The 17,252-nt window shown below is 63.7% G+C and carries 15 protein-coding genes; 13 read left to right on the top strand and 2 right to left on the bottom strand.

Annotated features, from left to right (window positions below; genetic code table 11):
- The first annotated feature begins 137 nt into the window (after positions 1-137).
- The 13 genes from B3E91_RS16255 to nuoN all read left to right on the top strand — a co-directional run bounded on the left by B3E91_RS16255 (position 138) and on the right by nuoN (position 15,111).
- Positions 138-551, top strand: coding sequence for an NADH-quinone oxidoreductase subunit A (locus B3E91_RS16255; RefSeq protein WP_090230945.1), 414 nt, complete (start codon positions 138-140; stop codon positions 549-551).
- A 10-nt stretch (positions 552-561) separates the two neighbouring features.
- On the top strand, positions 562-1,236 hold the full coding sequence (locus tag B3E91_RS16250; RefSeq protein WP_090230946.1) for a NuoB/complex I 20 kDa subunit family protein: 675 nt from the start codon (positions 562-564) through the stop codon (positions 1,234-1,236).
- A gap of 62 nt (positions 1,237-1,298) precedes the next feature.
- Positions 1,299-3,080 carry an NADH-quinone oxidoreductase subunit C/D gene (gene nuoC / locus B3E91_RS16245; protein WP_287030501.1) on the top strand — a complete coding sequence of 594 codons (1,782 nt, stop codon included), beginning with the start codon at positions 1,299-1,301 and terminating at the stop codon, positions 3,078-3,080.
- Between the two features lies 1 nt (position 3,081).
- Positions 3,082-3,582: an NADH-quinone oxidoreductase subunit NuoE gene (gene nuoE / locus B3E91_RS16240; RefSeq protein WP_282341652.1), complete on the top strand. Its 501-nt coding sequence runs from the start codon at positions 3,082-3,084 to the stop codon at positions 3,580-3,582.
- A complete protein-coding gene (gene nuoF / locus B3E91_RS16235; RefSeq protein ID WP_287030499.1) occupies positions 3,579-4,931 on the top strand; it encodes an NADH-quinone oxidoreductase subunit NuoF in 1,353 nt (450 codons plus the stop codon). The genes nuoE and nuoF overlap by 4 nt, the downstream gene beginning before the upstream one ends.
- A 132-nt stretch (positions 4,932-5,063) precedes the next feature.
- Positions 5,064-7,775, top strand: a complete 2,712-nt coding sequence (gene nuoG, locus B3E91_RS16230; RefSeq protein WP_287030498.1) for an NADH-quinone oxidoreductase subunit NuoG — start codon at positions 5,064-5,066, stop codon at positions 7,773-7,775.
- A complete protein-coding gene (gene nuoH, locus B3E91_RS16225; protein ID WP_287030497.1) occupies positions 7,772-8,767 on the top strand; it encodes an NADH-quinone oxidoreductase subunit NuoH in 996 nt (331 codons plus the stop codon). The genes nuoG and nuoH overlap by 4 nt, the downstream gene beginning before the upstream one ends.
- Positions 8,768-8,777: 10 nt before the next feature.
- Positions 8,778-9,323, top strand: coding sequence for an NADH-quinone oxidoreductase subunit NuoI (gene nuoI / locus B3E91_RS16220; protein ID WP_090230952.1), 546 nt, complete (start codon positions 8,778-8,780; stop codon positions 9,321-9,323).
- Positions 9,324-9,417: 94 nt separating this feature from the next.
- Entirely contained in the window at positions 9,418-9,918 is a 501-nt protein-coding gene (gene nuoJ, locus B3E91_RS16215) for an NADH-quinone oxidoreductase subunit J (protein WP_090230953.1), read from the top strand.
- A gap of 4 nt (positions 9,919-9,922) precedes the next feature.
- On the top strand, positions 9,923-10,231 hold the full coding sequence (gene nuoK / locus B3E91_RS16210; RefSeq protein ID WP_273230589.1) for an NADH-quinone oxidoreductase subunit NuoK: 309 nt from the start codon (positions 9,923-9,925) through the stop codon (positions 10,229-10,231).
- Positions 10,228-12,072, top strand: a complete 1,845-nt coding sequence (gene nuoL / locus B3E91_RS16205; RefSeq protein WP_287030495.1) for an NADH-quinone oxidoreductase subunit L — start codon at positions 10,228-10,230, stop codon at positions 12,070-12,072. The genes nuoK and nuoL overlap by 4 nt, the downstream gene beginning before the upstream one ends.
- A gap of 25 nt (positions 12,073-12,097) precedes the next feature.
- Positions 12,098-13,630: an NADH-quinone oxidoreductase subunit M gene (gene nuoM / locus B3E91_RS16200; protein WP_282341641.1), complete on the top strand. Its 1,533-nt coding sequence runs from the start codon at positions 12,098-12,100 to the stop codon at positions 13,628-13,630.
- A 20-nt stretch (positions 13,631-13,650) separates the two neighbouring features.
- Positions 13,651-15,111 (top strand): NADH-quinone oxidoreductase subunit NuoN, encoded by a 1,461-nt coding sequence (gene nuoN, locus B3E91_RS16195; RefSeq protein WP_287030493.1) that lies wholly within the window; start codon positions 13,651-13,653, stop codon positions 15,109-15,111.
- A gap of 107 nt (positions 15,112-15,218) precedes the next feature.
- Here the strand turns inward: nuoN and B3E91_RS16190 are convergent, their stop codons facing one another.
- Together B3E91_RS16190 and B3E91_RS16185 are read right to left on the bottom strand one after the other, a co-directional pair.
- Positions 15,219-17,045, bottom strand: coding sequence for an NAD(P)/FAD-dependent oxidoreductase (locus B3E91_RS16190; RefSeq protein WP_287030491.1), 1,827 nt, complete (start codon positions 17,043-17,045; stop codon positions 15,219-15,221).
- 88 nt (positions 17,046-17,133) lie between these two features.
- On the bottom strand, positions 17,134-17,252 hold a 119-nt coding region (locus B3E91_RS16185; protein ID WP_287030475.1), incomplete at its 5' end, for a hypothetical protein.

Here is a 17,252-nt window from a genome sequence, read left to right as displayed (position 1 = left end):
GCAACAGAACGGATTGTTCGATATTTAATTCCTAGAAAAATTTACTTGAGCCCGGACAAACGCATAAAATCTCGCTCCAAGTCGGAAGACTGAACCTGTGCAAATAATTCAAAAGCCGTCCCAACGAGGAGCCCGGCATGCCTGATGCAGTTTCTACGATGCCTCACAACTGGGCATTTGCCATTTTCTTCCTGGGCGTCTTCGGCCTTTGTGCCTTCATGCTCGGTGTCTCCAGCCTCCTGGGCAGCAAAGCTTTCGGTCACAGCAAGAACGAGCCCTTCGAAGCGGGCGTCGTTCCCACCGGCAATGCGCGCCTGCGCCTGTCGGCAAAATTCTATCTGGTCGCGATGCTCTTCGTGATCTTCGACGTTGAAGCCCTCTTTCTCTTCGCCTGGTCGGTGTCCGTTCGCGAAAGCGGCTGGGCCGGTCTCATAGAAGCTACCGTTTTCATAGCAATTCTGTTGGCAGGTCTTGTCTACCTTTGGCGGATCGGTGCGCTCGATTGGGCTCCCGAAAGCCGTCGCAAGCGGCAGGCGAAGCTAAAACAATGAGGCTTTGGCGATGCAATACAAACTTACTCGGATCGATCCGGATGCGGTCAATGACCAGTATCCAATCGGCCAGCGGGAGACCGTAACCGACCCTGTCGAAGACCAGGTTCATCGCAACATCTACATGGGCAAGCTCGAGGACGTGCTGAATGGCGCGGTCAACTGGGGTCGCAAGAACTCCCTGTGGCCGTACAACTTCGGTTTGTCCTGCTGCTATGTGGAGATGACCACGGCCTTCACCGCCCCCCATGACATCGCCCGATTCGGTGCCGAAGTAATTCGGGCATCACCGCGCCAGGCCGACTTCATGGTCATTGCCGGTACCTGCTTCATCAAGATGGCGCCCGTTATCCAGCGTCTCTATGAGCAGATGCTCGAGCCCAAGTGGGTCATTTCCATGGGCTCCTGCGCCAATTCCGGCGGTATGTACGATATCTACTCGGTCGTTCAGGGGGTGGACAAGTTCCTTCCCGTGGACGTCTACATACCCGGCTGCCCGCCCCGCCCCGAAGCATTCCTGCAAGGCCTGATGTTGCTGCAGGAATCCATCGGCAAGGAGCGCCGCCCGTTGTCCTGGGTCGTCGGCGATCAAGGCGTTTACCGCGCCGAGATGCCTTCGCAAAAGGAACAGCGCCGCGAACAGCGTATCCAGGTCACCAACCTGCGCAGCCCCGACGACGTGTGAATCCGCGCTTTCCCGCGAAAGCGCACCTTCATACCTGACGTTGACCGATAGCGATCGAGACCATGACTGCAGACAGCGCTCTGTACATCCCGCCTTACAAGGCTGACGACCAAGATATCGTCGTCGAACTGAATGCGCGCTTCGGCGCCGACACCTTCACCGTGCAATCCACCCGCACCGGCATGCCGGTTCTCTGGGTGGCGCGCGAACGGCTGATCGACGTACTGACTTTCCTCCGCCAGGTGAGCAAGCCGTACGTGATGCTGTACGACCTGCACGGCATGGACGAACGCCTGCGGACCCATCGCCGTGGCTTGCCGGGCGCCGACTTCAGCGTGTTCTATCACCTGATGTCGCTGGAACGTAACAGCGACATCATGATCAAGGTCGCGCTGTCGGAGAGCGATCTCAGCCTGCCCACCGCCACCGGTATCTGGCCGAACGCCAACTGGTACGAGCGCGAGGTGTGGGATCTCTACGGGATCACCTTCCGCGGCCACCCGCATCTGACCCGCCTGCTGATGCCGCCCACCTGGCAAGGCCACCCGCTGCGCAAGGACTATCCGGCGCGCGCCACCGAGTTCGACCCCTACAGCCTGTCCGTCGCCAAGCAGGATCTGGAGCAGGAAGCGCTGCGCTTCAAGCCCGAGGACTGGGGCATGAAGACTCACGGCGAGAACGAGGACTACATGTTCCTCAACCTCGGCCCGAACCACCCTTCTGCCCACGGTGCGTTCCGCATCATCCTGCAGCTGGACGGTGAAGAGATCATCGACTGCGTGCCGGAGATCGGCTATCACCACCGCGGCGCGGAAAAGATGGCCGAGCGCCAGTCGTGGCACAGCTTCATTCCCTACACCGACCGCATCGACTACCTGGGCGGGGTGATGAACAACCTCCCCTACGTGCTCTCGGTGGAGAAGCTCGCCGGAATCAAGGTGCCGCAACGGGTCGACGTCATCCGCATCATGATGGCCGAGTTCTTCCGCATCCTTAACCACCTGCTGTACCTGGGCACCTACATCCAGGACGTGGGCGCGATGACTCCGGTGTTCTTCACCTTTACCGACCGCCAGCGCGCCTACAAGGTGGTGGAAGCTATCACCGGGTTCCGCCTGCACCCGGCCTGGTACCGCATCGGCGGGGTCGCCCACGATCTGCCGCGCGGCTGGGACAAGCTGGTCCAGGAGTTCCTCGACTGGATGCCCAAGCGCCTCGACGAGTACGAGAAGGCCGCGCTTCGCAACAGCATCCTGAGGGGGCGCACCATCGGTGTCGCTGCCTACAACACCAAGGAAGCCCTCGAGTGGGGCGTCACCGGTGCCGGCCTACGTGCCACGGGCTGCGATTTCGACCTGCGCAAGACGCGCCCCTACTCGGGCTACGAAAACTTCGAGTTCGAAGTGCCGCTGGCCGCCAATGGCGATGCCTACGACCGCTGCATGGTCAAGATGGGCGAGATGCGCGAAAGCCTGCGCATCATCCAGCAGTGCCTGAAGAACATGCCGGAAGGCCCGTACAAGGCCGATCACCCGCTGACCACGCCGCCGCCTAAAGAGCGCACGCTGCAGCACATCGAAACCCTGATCACCCACTTCCTGCAGGTTTCCTGGGGCCCGGTCATGCCGGCCAACGAAGCCTTCCAGATGATCGAGGCGACCAAGGGCATCAACAGTTACTACCTGACGAGCGACGGCAGCACCATGAGCTACCGCACGCGCATCCGGACGCCGAGCTTCGCCCACCTGCAGCAGATTCCCTCGGTGATCCGCGGGAGCATGGTGGCTGACCTGATCGCGTATCTGGGCAGCATCGATTTCGTCATGGCCGACGTGGACCGCTGATATGACTACCACGACCCTCATCCAGTCTGACCGCTTCGTACTCAGCGAAGCCGAACGTTCTGCCATCGAGCATGAACTGCATCATTACGAAGACTCGCGCGCCGCTTCCATCGAAGCGCTGAAGATCGTCCAGAAGCAGCGAGGCTGGGTGCCCGACGGCGCGATTCCGGCGATCGCCGAAATCCTCGGCATTCCTGGTAGCGATGTCGAAGGCGTCGCCACCTTCTATAGCCAGATCTTCCGCCAGCCGGTCGGACGTCACGTGATCCGCGTCTGCGACAGCATGACCTGCTTCGTCGGCGGCCATGAAAGCGTGGTGCAGAGCATTTCCCGCCAATTGGGCATCGGCCTGGGTGAAACCACGCCGGACGGTCGCTTCACGCTGCTGCCCGTCTGCTGCCTGGGCAACTGCGACAAGGCTCCCGCGTTGATGATCGACGACGACACCTTCGGCGGCGTGCAGGCTGACGGCGTCGGCACCCTGCTGGAGAGCTACCCATGAAGAAGCTCACCTCGTTCGGCCCGGCCAACCTGATCGCCCGCAGCGCGGAAACCCATCCACTGACCTGGCGCCTGCGCGATGACGGCGAGCCTGTCTGGCTCGACGAATACCAGCGCAAGGATGGCTACAGCGCTGCGCGCAAGGCCCTCGCCGAAATGGCGCAGGCCGACATCGTGCAGACGGTCAAGGATTCCGGCCTCAAGGGGCGCGGCGGCGCCGGCTTCCCCACCGGCGTGAAGTGGGGGCTGATGCCCGCCGATGAATCCATGAACATCCGCTACCTGCTGTGCAACGCGGATGAGATGGAACCCAACACCTGGAAAGACCGCATGCTCATGGAGCAGCTGCCGCACCTGCTGGTGGAAGGCATGCTGATCAGTGCACGCGCGCTCAAGGCCTACCGCGGTTACATCTTCCTGCGCGGCGAGTACGTCGACGCGGCCGCCAACCTGAATCGCGCCATCGATGAAGCCAAGGCCGCCGGCCTGCTGGGCAAGAACATTCTCGGCAGCGGCTTCGACTTCGAACTGTTCGTCCACACCGGCGCCGGCCGCTACATCTGCGGCGAAGAAACCGCGCTGATCAACTCGCTCGAAGGCCGCCGCGCCAACCCGCGCTCCAAGCCGCCCTTCCCCGCCGCCGTTGGCGTCTGGGGCAAGCCGACCTGCGTGAACAACGTCGAGACGCTGTGCAACGTGCCGTCGATCATCGGCAATGGCGTCGACTGGTACAAATCCCTGGCCCGCGAAGGCAGCGAGGACATGGGAACCAAGCTGATGGGCTTCTCCGGCAAGGTGAAGAACCCCGGCCTCTGGGAACTGCCGTTCGGCATCACCGCACGGGAACTGTTCGAGGACTACGCCGGCGGCATGCGCGACGGCTACACGCTGAAAGCCTGGCAGCCCGGCGGCGCCGGGACCGGCTTCCTGCTGCCGGAGCACCTGGATGCGCAGATGTACGCCGCCGGTATCGGCAAGGTCGGCACCCGCATGGGTACCGGCCTGGCGCTGGCCATCGACGACAGCATCAACATGGTCTCCCTGCTGTGCAACATGGAAGAGTTCTTCGCCCGCGAATCCTGCGGCTGGTGTACCCCGTGCCGTGACGGGCTACCGTGGAGCGTGAAGATCCTGCGTGCCCTGGAACGCAAGCAGGGCACCTCGGAAGACATCGCCACGCTGCTCGGTCTGGTCAACTTCCTCGGCCCCGGCAAGACCTTCTGTGCGCATGCGCCAGGAGCCGTGGAGCCGTTGGGCAGCGCGATCAAGTATTTCCGCGAGGAGTTCGAGGCCGGCGTGGTGCGCGCACCGCAGGAGCCGAAACCTTCGGTGGTGGAGACACTGCAGTAACGTAACCGATGATGAGTGTCGTGCAGCGGTGGGCAGGACGTTGGCAGTCGCCATTTCCCCAGCCGCCCTGCACGGCAGCAAAGAATTCCATTAGCCAAACCCGCTTCGGCGGGTAAAGAAGAAAACCTAGCCATGGCCACTATCCACGTAGACGGCAAAGACTTCGAAGTCGATGGAGCGGACAACCTCTTGCAGGCCTGTCTGTCCCTTGGCCTCGATATCCCCTATTTCTGCTGGCATCCCGCGCTCGGTAGCGTCGGTGCCTGCCGCCAGTGCGCGGTGAAGCAGTACAGCGACGAAAACGACAAGCGCGGACGCATCGTCATGTCGTGCATGACACCCGCCACCGACAACACCTGGATCTCCATCGACGACGATGAATCCAAGGCGTTTCGCGCCAGCGTCGTCGAGTGGCTGATGACCAACCACCCGCACGACTGCCCGGTCTGCGAGGAAGGCGGTCACTGCCACCTGCAGGACATGACGGTGATGACCGGCCACAACCAGCGCCGTTATCGCTTCAGCAAGCGCACCCACCAGAATCAGGAACTCGGCCCGTTCATCGGTCACGAGATGAACCGCTGCATCGCCTGCTACCGCTGCGTGCGTTACTACAAGGACTACGCCGGCGGCACCGACCTGGGCGTCTATGGCGCGCATGACAACGTGTACTTCGGCCGCGTCGAAGACGGCGTTCTGGAAAGCGAGTTCTCCGGCAACCTGGTCGAGGTCTGCCCGACCGGCGTGTTCACCGACAAGACCCACTCCGAGCGCTACAACCGCAAGTGGGACATGCAGTTCTCGCCGAGCATCTGCCACGGCTGCTCGAGTGGCTGCAACACCAGCCCGGGCGAGCGCTACGGCGAGATCCGCCGCATCGAGAACCGCTTCAACGGCTCGGTGAACCAGTATTTCCTCTGCGACCGCGGACGCTTCGGCTATGGCTACGTCAATCGCGACGATCGCCCCCGCCAGCCGCTGCTGGAAAGCGGCGCCACCCTGGGCATCGACGCCGCGCTGGACAAGGCCGCCGAACTGCTCACAGGCAAACGCGTGATCGGCATCGGTTCGCCACGCGCCAGCCTTGAAAGCAACTTCGCCCTGCGCGAACTGGTCGGCGCGGAGAACTTCTACTCCGGCATCGCCGCCGGCGAACTGGAAAACATCCGCCTGATTCGCGACATCCTGCAGAACGGCCCGCTGCCGGTTCCGTCGATGCGCGAGATCGAGGAACACGACGCCGTGTTCGTTCTCGGCGAGGACCTGACGCAGACCGCCGCCCGCGTTGCCCTGGCGCTGCGCCAGTCGGTGAAAGGCAAGGCCACGGAAATCGCCGCCTCGATGAAAATCCAGGATTGGCACATGGCGGCGGTGCAGAACGTCGCACAGCACGCGCTCAACCCGCTGTTCATCGCCAGCGTCTCCGCCACCCGTCTCGATGACGTGGCCGAGGAATGCGTACATGCCGCGCCGGACGACCTGGCTCGCCTGGGCTTCGCCGTCGCCCACGCGCTGGACGCCAGCGCGCCGGCGGTGGAAGGTCTCGACAGCGAGGCCGGCGAACTGGTGCAGCGCATCGCCGACGCACTGCTCGCTGCCAAGCGTCCGCTGATCGTCTCCGGCGCCTCCCTGGGCAGCAAGGCACTGATCGAAGCCGCCGGCAACCTCGCCAATGCCCTGAAGAATCGCGGCAAGAACGCCTCCATCAGCCTGGTCGTTCCGGAAGCCAACAGCATGGGCCTGGCCCTGCTCGGCGGCGAGTCGCTGGATGTGGCGCTCGACGCCCTGACGGGTGGCCAGGCGAACGCCGTCCTGGTTCTGGAGAACGACCTGTACCGCCGCGCCGAGGCCGCCAAGGTCGACGCCGCGCTGGCGGCTGCCGAGGTCGTGATCGTCGCCGACCACCAGGCGACCGACACGCTGGTGAAGGCCGATCTGGTCCTGCCGGTCGCCAGTTTCGCCGAAGGCGACGGCACCCTGGTCAGCCAGGAAGGTCGCGCCCAGCGCTTCTTCCAAGTCTACGATCCCGCCTACTACGACTCCAACGTGCTGATCCGCGAAGGCTGGCGCTGGTTGCATGCGCTGCACAGCACGCTGCAGGGCAAGGCCGTCGACTGGACTCAACTGGACGAAGTCACCGCCGCCTGTGCCGGCAGTAACGTGCAACTGGCCGGCATCGTCGACGCCGCGCCGAGCGCCTCGTTCCGTATCAAGGGTCTCAAGCTGGCGCGCGAACCGCACCGCTACAGCGGCCGTACCGCCATGCGCGCCAACATCAACGTCAGCGAGCCCCGCGCTCCGCAGGACGTCGATACGGCCTTCGCCTTCTCCATGGAGGGCTACTCGGGCAGCGCGGAAAACCGTCAGCAGATCCCATTCGCCTGGTCGCCGGGCTGGAACTCGCCGCAAGCCTGGAACAAGTTCCAGGACGAAGTCGGCGGTCACCTGCGTGCAGGGGACCCAGGCGTGCGCCTGATCGAGGCCAAGGGTGAAAGTCTGCCGTGGTTCAGCGTCGGCTCGGCATTCAATCCGGCGCCGGGCACCTGGCAGGCGGTTCCGCTGCATCACCTGTTCGGCAGCGAGGAGAACTCCTCGCGCTCCGCACCGATCCAGGCGCGCATTCCCCAGCCTTACGTCGCCTTGGCGAAGGCCGAAGCCGACCGCCTGGGCGTCAATGACGGCACTCTGCTCAGTCTGAGCGTCAACGGCCAGGCCCTGCGTCTGCCGCTGCAGGTTCGCGAAGAGCTGGCGATCGGTGTCGTCGGGCTGCCGACTGGCCTGCCGGGCATTCCGCCCTTCGCCGCCGGAGCCGAAGTCACCCTTCTGCAGGAGGCCGCGCAATGAGCTGGCTGACTCCCGAAGTGGTCGACACCCTCATCGCCGTGCTCAAGGCCATCGTCATTTTGCTGGCGGTGGTCGTAAGTGGCGCGCTACTGAGCTTCGTCGAGCGGCGCTTGCTCGGTCTCTGGCAGGACCGTTACGGTCCGAACCGCGTGGGCCCGTTCGGTGCCTTCCAGCTCGGTGCCGATATGGTCAAGATGTTCTTCAAGGAGGACTGGACGCCGCCGTTCGCCGACAAGTTCATCTTCACCCTGGCTCCCGTGGTGGCGATGAGCGCGTTGCTGCTGGCCTTCGCGGTGGTTCCGGTCACGCCGACCTGGGGCGTGGCCGATCTGAACATCGGTCTGCTGTTCTTCTTCGCCATGGCTGGCCTGACCGTTTATGCGGTGCTCTTCGCCGGCTGGTCGAGCAACAACAAGTTCGCCCTGCTCGGCAGCCTGCGCGCCTCGGCGCAGACGGTCTCCTACGAAGTCTTCATGGGCCTCGCGCTGATGGGCATCGTCGCCCAGGTCGGCTCGTTCAACATGCGCGACATCGTCGAGTATCAGCACCAGAACCTGTGGTTCATCATTCCGCAGTTCTTCGGCTTCTGTACGTTCTTCATCGCCGGCGTCGCGGTGACCCACCGTCACCCGTTCGATCAGCCGGAAGCCGAGCAGGAACTGGCCGACGGCTACCACATCGAATATGCCGGGATGAAATGGGGCATGTTCTTCGTCGGCGAGTACATCGGCATCGTTCTGGTCTCGGCACTGCTGGTGACGCTGTTCTTCGGCGGCTGGCACGGTCCGTTCCTGGAAATGCTGCCCTGGCTGTCGTTCATCTACTTCGCCCTGAAAACCGGCTTCTTCATCATGCTTTTCATCCTGCTGCGCGCCGCCATTCCCCGGCCGCGCTATGACCAGGTGATGGCTTTCAGCTGGAAGTTCTGCCTGCCGCTGACCCTTTTCAACCTGCTGGTGACCGGCGCTTTGGTGCTGGCCGCGGCCCAGTAAGGAGAAGAATGTGAGATATATCCTCGACGTGCTGCATGGCACCTGGACCCAGTTGCGCAGCCTGGTGATGGTCTTCGGCCACACCTTCCGCAAGCGCGACACCCTGCAATACCCCGAAGAAGCGGTTTACCTCCCACCGCGCTACCGCGGCCGGATCGTGCTAACCCGCGATCCCGATGGCGAGGAACGCTGCGTGGCCTGCAACCTGTGTGCGGTGGCCTGCCCGGTGGGCTGCATTTCCCTGCAGAAGACCGAGGCCGAGGACGGCCGCTGGTATCCGGAATTCTTCCGCATCAACTTCTCGCGCTGCATTTTCTGTGGCCTGTGCGAAGAGGCCTGCCCGACCACCGCGATCCAGCTCACGCCCGATTTCGAGATGGGCGAGTACAAGCGCCAGGACCTGGTATACGAAAAGGAAGACCTGCTGATTTCCGGCCCCGGCAAGTACCCGGACTACAACTTCTACCGTGTCGCCGGGATGGCCATCGCCGGCAAGCCGAAAGGCGCCGCGCAGAACGAAGCCGAGCCGATCAACGTGAAAGGTCTGCTGCCATGAAGTGTCTTTCCGTCATCGCGTCCCCTTCCCTCATGTCGTCCGCAGGCCTGTCTGGCCGGACGCCGTGGGCGGCCGTGCCGAGGAGTTTTTAAACATGGAATTCGCTTTCTACCTGTCCGCGGGAGCCGCCGTCGTGGCGACCCTGCGGGTGATCACCAACAGCAACCCGGTGCATGCGCTGCTGTATCTGGTGGTGTCGCTGCTCGCCGTGGCGCTGTGCTTCTTCGCCCTCGGCGCGCCGTTCGCCGGCGCGCTGGAAATCATCGTCTATGCCGGCGCCATCATGGTGCTGTTCGTCTTCGTGGTGATGATGCTCAACCTCGGCCCGGCGGGTGAGGCCCAGGAGCGAGTCTGGCTGAAACCCGGTATGTGGGTCGGCCCGTCGCTGCTCGCCGGCGTACTGCTGCTGCAACTGCTCTGGGCGCTGTTCAAACAGCCGAGCAATGCACCGCTGGGGCTCGCCACCGTCGATGCGAAAGCCGTCGGTATCAGCCTGTTCGGTCCCTACCTGCTGGTGGTGGAGCTGGCCTCGATGCTGCTGCTGGCCGCGCTGGTCGCCGCCTACCACCTCGGCCGCCAGGAGGCGAAGGAGTAACGCCATGCAAGCCATTCCCCTCGAACACGGCCTGGCCGTCGCCGGCATTCTGTTCTGCCTCGGTCTCACCGGTCTGATGGTGCGGCGCAACATTCTGTTCGTGCTGATGAGCCTGGAGATCATGATGAACGCCGCCGCTCTGGCGTTCATCGTCGCCGGTAGCCGCTGGCAACAGGCCGATGGCCAGGTGATGTTCATCCTGGTGATCACCCTGGCAGCCGCCGAAGCCTCCATTGGCCTGGCGATCCTGCTGCAGCTCTATCGCCGCTTCCATACCCTCGATGTCGACGCTGCCAGCGAGATGCGCGGATGAACCTACTATTCCTCACCTTCGTCTTCCCGCTGATCGGCTTCCTGCTGCTGTCGTTCTCCCGCGGTCGCTTCTCGGAGAACCTGTCGGCATTGATCGGCGTGGGTTCCGTTGGCCTCTCGGCGCTCACCAGCGCCTGGGTCATCCTGCAGTTCCACACCAACCCACCCACCGATGGCGTGTTCAACCAGTTGCTCTGGCAGTGGATGAGCGTCGACGGCTTCGCACCGAACTTCGCCCTGCATCTGGATGGCCTGTCGGTGACCATGCTTGGCGTGGTGACCGGCGTCGGCTTCCTGATCCACCTGTTCGCGTCCTGGTACATGCGCGGCGAGAACGGCTATTCCCGCTTTTTCGCCTACACCAACCTGTTCATCGCCAGCATGCTGTTCCTGGTTCTCGGCGATAACCTGCTGTTCCTCTACTTCGGCTGGGAAGGCGTGGGGCTGTGCAGCTACCTGCTGATCGGCTTCTATTACAGCGAACGCAAGAACGGCAACGCGGCGCTCAAGGCGTTCATCGTCACCCGCATCGGTGACGTCTTCCTCGCCTTCGGCCTGTTCATTCTGGTGGTCCAGCTGGGCACCCTGAACATTCAGGAACTGTTGGTGCTGGCGCCGCAGAAGTTCTCCGTCGGTGATCCGTGGATCGTCATGGCGACCCTGGCGCTGCTCGGGGGAGCGGTCGGCAAGTCCGCTCAGCTGCCGCTGCAGACCTGGCTGGCCGATGCGATGGCTGGCCCGACTCCGGTTTCGGCACTGATCCACGCGGCGACCATGGTCACCGCCGGCGTCTACCTCATCGCACGTACCAACGGCCTGTTCCTGCTGGCACCGGAAGTTCTCCATCTGGTCGGTGTCATCGGCGCAGTGACCCTGGTGCTGGCCGGTTTCGCCGCTCTGGTTCAGACCGACATCAAGCGCATCCTCGCCTACTCGACCATGAGCCAGCTGGGCTACATGTTCCTCGCCCTGGGCGTCGGTGCCTGGGATGCGGCGATCTTCCACCTGATGACCCACGCGTTCTTCAAGGCCCTGCTGTTCCTCGCCTCCGGTGCGGTGATCGTTGCCTGCCACCACGAGCAGAACATCTTCAACATGGGCGGGCTGTGGAAGAAGCTGCCGCTGGCCTATGCCAGCTTCATCGTCGGTGGTTCGGCGCTGGCCGCCCTGCCGCTGGTGACCGCGGGCTTCTATTCGAAGGACGAGATTCTCTGGGAAGCCTTCGCCAGCGGCCACCAATGGCTGCTCTATGCAGGCCTTGCCGGCGCTTTCCTCACCTCGATCTATACCTTCCGGCTGATCTTCATCGCCTTCCATGGCGAAGCGAAGACCGAGGCGCACGCCGGCCACGGTGTATCCCACTGGCTGCCGCTGGGCACGCTGATCGTGCTGTCCACCTTCATCGGCGCGTTGATCACGCCGCCGCTGGCCGGTGTGCTTCCGGAAAGCGCCGGCCATGCCGGCGGCGACGCCAAGCACAGTCTGGAGATCGCCTCCGGAGCCATCGCCATCGCCGGCATCCTGCTCGCCGCACTGCTGTTCCTGGGCAAACGGCGTCTGGTCGGCGTAGTCGCTGCCAGCGCACCCGGCCGCTTCCTTGGCGCCTGGTGGTATGCCGCCTGGGGTTTCGACTGGCTTTACGACAAGCTCTTCGTGCAGCCGTACCTGTTGCTTGCCCGCCTGCTCGCGCGCGACCCGATCGACTCGGGCATCGGCCTCGTCCCGCGCCTGGCGCGCGGTGGCAACGGACTGATGAGCCGCACCGAAAACGGCCAGCTGCGCTGGTATGCCCTCTCCATCGTTGGCGGAGCCGTGCTGTTGCTCGGCGTCGTTCTGCTCTGAAATTGCGCAAGGAATCGAACCCGTCATGATTCTGCCTTGGCTAATCCTGATTCCCTTCATCGGCGGCTTCCTGTGTCTGGTAGCCGAGCGTTACAGCAATACGCTGCCGCGCTGGATCGCCATGCTCACCATGTCCCTGGAGCTCGTCCTGAGCCTCTGGCTGTGGCACACCGGAAACTTCCAGCTGGCTCCCGCGCCGGGCGCCGATCCGACCTGGACCATGGAGTTCAAGCACGTCTGGATTCAGCGCTTCGGCATCAACCTGCACCTGGCGCTGGACGGCCTGTCGCTGCTGATGATCCTGCTCACCGGCCTGCTCGGCATTCTTTCCGTGCTCTGCTCGTGGAACGAGATCCAGCGTCACGTCGGCTTCTTCCACCTGAACCTCATGTGGATTCTCGGCGGTGTGGTCGGCGTGTTCCTCGCGCTCGACCTGTTTCTGTTCTTCTTCTTCTGGGAAATGATGCTGGTGCCGATGTATTTCCTCATCGCGCTCTGGGGTCATAGCGCCACTGACGGGAAGATGTCGCGGATCAACGCCGCGACCAAGTTCTTCATCTTCACCCAGGCCAGCGGCCTGATCATGCTGGTGGCCATCCTTGGCCTGGTGCTGGTCAACTACGACAACACCGGCGTGATCACCTTCGACTACAGCCAGTTGCTCAAGGCCGACCTTGCGCCGGGTACCGAGTACATCCTGATGCTCGGCTTCTTCATCGCCTTCGCGGTGAAGTTGCCCGTCGTGCCGCTGCACTCCTGGCTGCCGGATGCCCATGCCCAGGCACCTACGGCCGGCTCCGTCGACCTCGCCGGTATCCTGCTGAAGACGGCGGCCTACGGTCTGCTGCGCTTCGCCCTGCCGCTGTTCCCCAACGCCTCGGCCGAGTTCGCGCCGATCGCGATGACCCTGGGGCTCATCGGCATCTTCTACGGCGCCATCCTGTCGTTCGCGCAGACCGACATCAAACGCCTGGTCGCCTATTCCAGCGTGTCGCACATGGGCTTCGTGCTGATCGGCATCTACTCCGGCAGCCAGCAAGCCCTGCAGGGCGTCGTCGTGCAGATGCTCGCCCACGGTCTTTCCGCAGCGGCGCTGTTCATCCTCTGCGGCCAGCTCTACGAGCGCCTGCATACCCGTGACATGCGCCAGATGGGCGGCCTCTGGGCCAGGGTTCCGTACCTGCCGGCGCTCAGCCTGTTCTTCGCCTCGGCGTCGCTGGGTCTCCCGGGAACGGGGAACTTCGTCGGCGAATTCCTGATCCTGGTCGGGGCCTTCGCCAGCCAGCCGATCATCGTGGTCATCGCCACGTTCGGCCTGGTGTTCGCCTCGGTCTACTCGCTGATCATGATCCACCGCGCCTACTTCGGCCCCTCCAGGGCGGACAGCGTGCTGGCCGGCATGAACGGCCGCGAGCTGGGCATGGTGCTCGGCCTGGCCGTGCTGCTGGTCCTGCTCGGCGTTTACCCGCAACCGGTGCTGGATGTCTCGTCCGCCAGCATGCAGGGCGTCCAGCAATGGCTGGGTGCCGCCCTTTCCCAACTCGTTTTGGCCCGGTAGCCGTTATGGAAAGTCACGCCTTGGAACTCACTTCGCAACACTTCATCGCCCTGCTACCGCTGCTGGTGACGTGCGCCACCATCGTCGTGGTGATGCTCGCCATTGCCTGGAAGCGCAATCACAGCCTCACCTTCGTGTTGTCGGTGGTCGGCCTCAACCTCGCCCTGCTGTCGATCATCCCGGCGCTGCGCGTGGCGCCGCTGCAGGTCACCGGGCTGATTCATGTGGACGCGTTCGCCTGCTTCTACATGGCCCTGATCCTGATCTCCGCGCTGGCCTGCACGACGCTCGCGCATGCCTATCTCGGCGAGAAGACCGGCCCCGGCTATCCGGGCAACCGTGAGGAGCTGTACCTGCTGATGCTGTTGTCCGCCGCTGGCGGCCTGGTATTGGTCAGTACGCAGCACCTCGCCGGACTGTTCATCGGTCTGGAGCTGCTCTCGGTGCCGGTCTACGGCATGGTCGCCTACGCCTTCTTCAACAAGCGTTCGCTGGAAGCCGGCATCAAGTACATGGTGTTGTCGGCCGCTGGCTCGGCGTTCCTGCTGTTCGGCATGGCGCTGCTGTACGCGCAATCCGGCAGCCTGAGCTTCCAGGGCATCGGCCAGTCGCTGGCCGCAGGCGCTGCGCAGCTTCCGTTGGTGCAGATCGGCGTCGGCATGATGCTCATCGGGCTGGCCTTCAAGCTGTCGCTGGTCCCGTTCCACCTGTGGACGCCGGACGTCTATGAAGGCGCCCCTGCCCCGGTCGCGGCCTATCTGGCGACCGCCAGCAAGGTCGCGGTGTTCGCCGTGCTACTGCGCCTCTACCAGATATCTCCGGCAACCGCGGGCGGCTGGCTGAACGACGGACTGACGATGATCGCCATCGCCTCGATCCTCATCGGCAACCTGCTGGCCCTGCTGCAATCGAACCTCAAGCGTCTGCTCGGCTACTCGTCCATCGCTCACTTCGGTTATCTGCTGGTGGCGCTGATTGCCAGCAAGGGCGTCGCCGTCGAAGCCATCGGCGTGTACCTGGCGACCTACACCGTCACCAGCATCGGCGCGTTCGGCGTGATCACGCTGATGTCGAGCCCGTTCCAGGGCCGCGATGCCGACGCCCTGTACGAATACCGTGGCCTGTTCTGGCGCCGCCCGTACCTGACCGCGGTGATGACCGTGATGATGCTGTCACTGGCGGGTATCCCGCTCACCGCCGGTTTCATCGGCAAGTTCTATGTCATCGCGGTGGGTGTCGAAGCCAAGCTCTGGTGGCAACTGGCGGCACTGGTCATCGGCAGCGGCATCGGCGTCTACTACTACCTGCGGGTGATGGTCACGCTGTTCATGATCCAGCCGAACCTGCGCCGCCACGATGCGCCCTTCAACTGGGGCCAACGCGCCGGCGGCATCATGCTGGTGTTGATCGCGGCATTGGCATTCGTCCTCGGCGTTTATCCGCAGCCGCTGCTGGAGCTGGTTCAGGGCGCCGGGCTCTGACCTGAAAGCCAAAGAAAGAGCCGCATCAGCGGCTCTTTTCGTTTCTGCAATCTGCAATCGATAAAAAAGGGCCGCAAATGCGGCCCTCCTCTTGTCGGCAACGCGACTCATCCCAGGTGATGGACCTCCGCGCGCTTGAACACCTCGGTATCCAGCCCCTCGTAACGCGCCTTGAGTTGCAGGGCGAGGTACAGGGAATAGTGGCGTGACTGGTGCAGGTTGCCACCGTGGAACCAGAGATTGTCCTGCCGGGTTGGCTTCCACATGTTGCGTAGTTCACCCTCGTAGGGGCCGGGGTCCTTGCCGGTGCCCGAGCCCAGGCCCCAGCAGCGCCCGACCCGGTCAGCAACCTCTTGGGAAATCAGCTGTGCGGCCCAGCCGTTCATCGAGCCGTAGCCGGTGGCGTAGACGATCAGGTCCGCCGGCAGGCGCGTGCCGTCGTTGAGCAGCACGGCATCCTCCTCGATACGTTCGACACCCAGGCCCGGCGCGCTCTTCAGCTTGATGGTTCCATTGGCGATCAGTTCGCAGGCGCCCACGTCGATGTAGTAGCCCGAGCCACGGCGGACGTACTTCATGAACAGCCCGGAGTCGTCGTCGCCGAAGTCGAGCATGAAGCCGGCAGCGGCCAGGCGCTCGTAAAACGCCTTGTCGCGCTCGCGCACCTGGTCGAAGACCTTGCGGTGAAACGCCGGCATCACCTTGTACGGGATGGAAGCGAACAGCATGTCGGCCTTGTCGGTGGTCAGGCCCTGCTCCAGCGCGTCCTCCGAATACAGCGGCCCGAACACCAACTCCATCAGCGATTCCGAACGCACGATGTGCGTCGAGGAGCGCTGCACCATGGTCACTTCGGCGCCGTTGTCCACCAGGTCGGCGCAAATGTCGTGTGCCGAGTTGTTGGCGCCGATCACCACGGCCTTCTTGCCTCGCCAGGCATCGCCCCCCGGATGCCGGCTGGAATGGTGCTGCTGCCCCGCGAAGCGCTCGGCGCCCGGATACTGCGGAATGTTCGGCACTCCGGACATCCCGGTGGCCAGGATCAGCTGGGTCGGATGCAGGGTGATGGGCGTCCCGTCACGGCGCACCTCCACCGTCCAGCGGCCGACGTCCTCGTCGTAACTCGCCTTCACGCACTCGGTTTTCGTCCAGTAGTTGAGCTCCATGACCTTGCTGTACATCTCCAGCCAGTCGCCGATCTGGTCCTTTGGCGTGAACACGGGCCAATGCTCGGGAAACGGCAGATACGGCAGATGGTCGTACCAGACCGGGTCGTGCAGACATAGCGACTTGTAACGCCCGCGCCACTGATCGCCGGGGCGCTCGGCCTTGTCGACGATCAGCGTCGGCACACCCAGACGCTTGAGGCGCGCGGCCAGGCCGAGCCCGCCCTGGCCGCCGCCGATTATCAGGCAATACGGCTGCTCGGTTATTCCCAGACTGGCCTCCTCGTCGCGTCGCCGTTCCGCCCAGTTGCGGCCATCGGCGTGGCCATGACCGTGCTGCGCGCCGAGCGGCCGGCGGCGCCCGCTCGGCTCCTCGAAACCCTTCAGTTCGCGCATTGCGGTGAGCAGCGTCCAGCAGCGACCGTCCTTCAGACGCACATAGCCCTTGCCGCGCGCCACCTCGGTTTCCAGCGATATCCAGCCTTCCAGCACGCCATCGGCCTGGTTCGCTTCGCCTTCGAGGCGCCAGTGGTCCGGAGCGGTGCGCGTCAGGCGTTCCTCGAGCATTTCGCGAATCGCGGCCTTGCCCTCGAGGGTCACAAGGTTCCAGGAAAACAGTACGAGGTCGCGCCAGTGGCAATCGTCGGCGAACAGCTCCAGCGCGCCGTCGATGTCGCGTGCGGCCAGGCGCGCGGCCAGTGTTTCGATCCAGGCGGCCAACTCGCTGGTGGGTGTCTGCAGGGTGATGGGATCGACAGGTACATTCATGCGAGGTCTCTCCTCCGGGGCATTCTTGTCATGCGCAGCTCCGTCCCCGGAATAGGCGGGGCCACGTTGAGGGAAAGCGCGGTGCGGCTTAGAAGAAGCCCAGCGGGTTGGTGTCGTAGCTGACCAGCAGGTTCTTGGTCTGCTGGTAGTGGTCGAGCATCATCTTGTGCGTCTCGCGGCCGACACCGGACTTCTTGTAGCCACCGA

Origin of the sequence: Pseudomonas sp. UBA6310, assembly GCF_002438225.1 — a bacterium.
GTDB classification, from domain to species: domain Bacteria; phylum Pseudomonadota; class Gammaproteobacteria; order Pseudomonadales; family Pseudomonadaceae; genus Pseudomonas_O; species Pseudomonas_O kuykendallii.
Note: the sequence above shows the minus strand (reverse complement) of the source record. Positions and strands in the feature narration are given on the sequence as shown.

Bases quoted from the DNA above. Each gene is read 5' to 3' on its own strand.
- B3E91_RS16190 (WP_287030491.1), bottom strand. From the start codon at position 17,045: ATGAATGTACCTGTCGATCCCATCACCCTGCAGACACCCACCAGCGAG.
- nuoH (WP_287030497.1), top strand. From the start codon at position 7,772: ATGAGCTGGCTGACTCCCGAAGTGGTCGACACCCTCATCGCCGTGCTC.
- B3E91_RS16250 (WP_090230946.1), top strand. From the start codon at position 562: ATGCAATACAAACTTACTCGGATCGATCCGGATGCGGTCAATGACCAG.
- nuoM (WP_282341641.1), top strand. From the start codon at position 12,098: ATGATTCTGCCTTGGCTAATCCTGATTCCCTTCATCGGCGGCTTCCTG.
- nuoK (WP_273230589.1), top strand. From the start codon at position 9,923: ATGCAAGCCATTCCCCTCGAACACGGCCTGGCCGTCGCCGGCATTCTG.
- nuoC (WP_287030501.1), top strand. From the start codon at position 1,299: ATGACTGCAGACAGCGCTCTGTACATCCCGCCTTACAAGGCTGACGAC.
- nuoL (WP_287030495.1), top strand. From the start codon at position 10,228: ATGAACCTACTATTCCTCACCTTCGTCTTCCCGCTGATCGGCTTCCTG.
- nuoJ (WP_090230953.1), top strand. From the start codon at position 9,418: ATGGAATTCGCTTTCTACCTGTCCGCGGGAGCCGCCGTCGTGGCGACC.
- nuoE (WP_282341652.1), top strand. From the start codon at position 3,082: ATGACTACCACGACCCTCATCCAGTCTGACCGCTTCGTACTCAGCGAA.
- B3E91_RS16255 (WP_090230945.1), top strand. From the start codon at position 138: ATGCCTGATGCAGTTTCTACGATGCCTCACAACTGGGCATTTGCCATT.
- nuoF (WP_287030499.1), top strand. From the start codon at position 3,579: ATGAAGAAGCTCACCTCGTTCGGCCCGGCCAACCTGATCGCCCGCAGC.
- nuoG (WP_287030498.1), top strand. From the start codon at position 5,064: ATGGCCACTATCCACGTAGACGGCAAAGACTTCGAAGTCGATGGAGCG.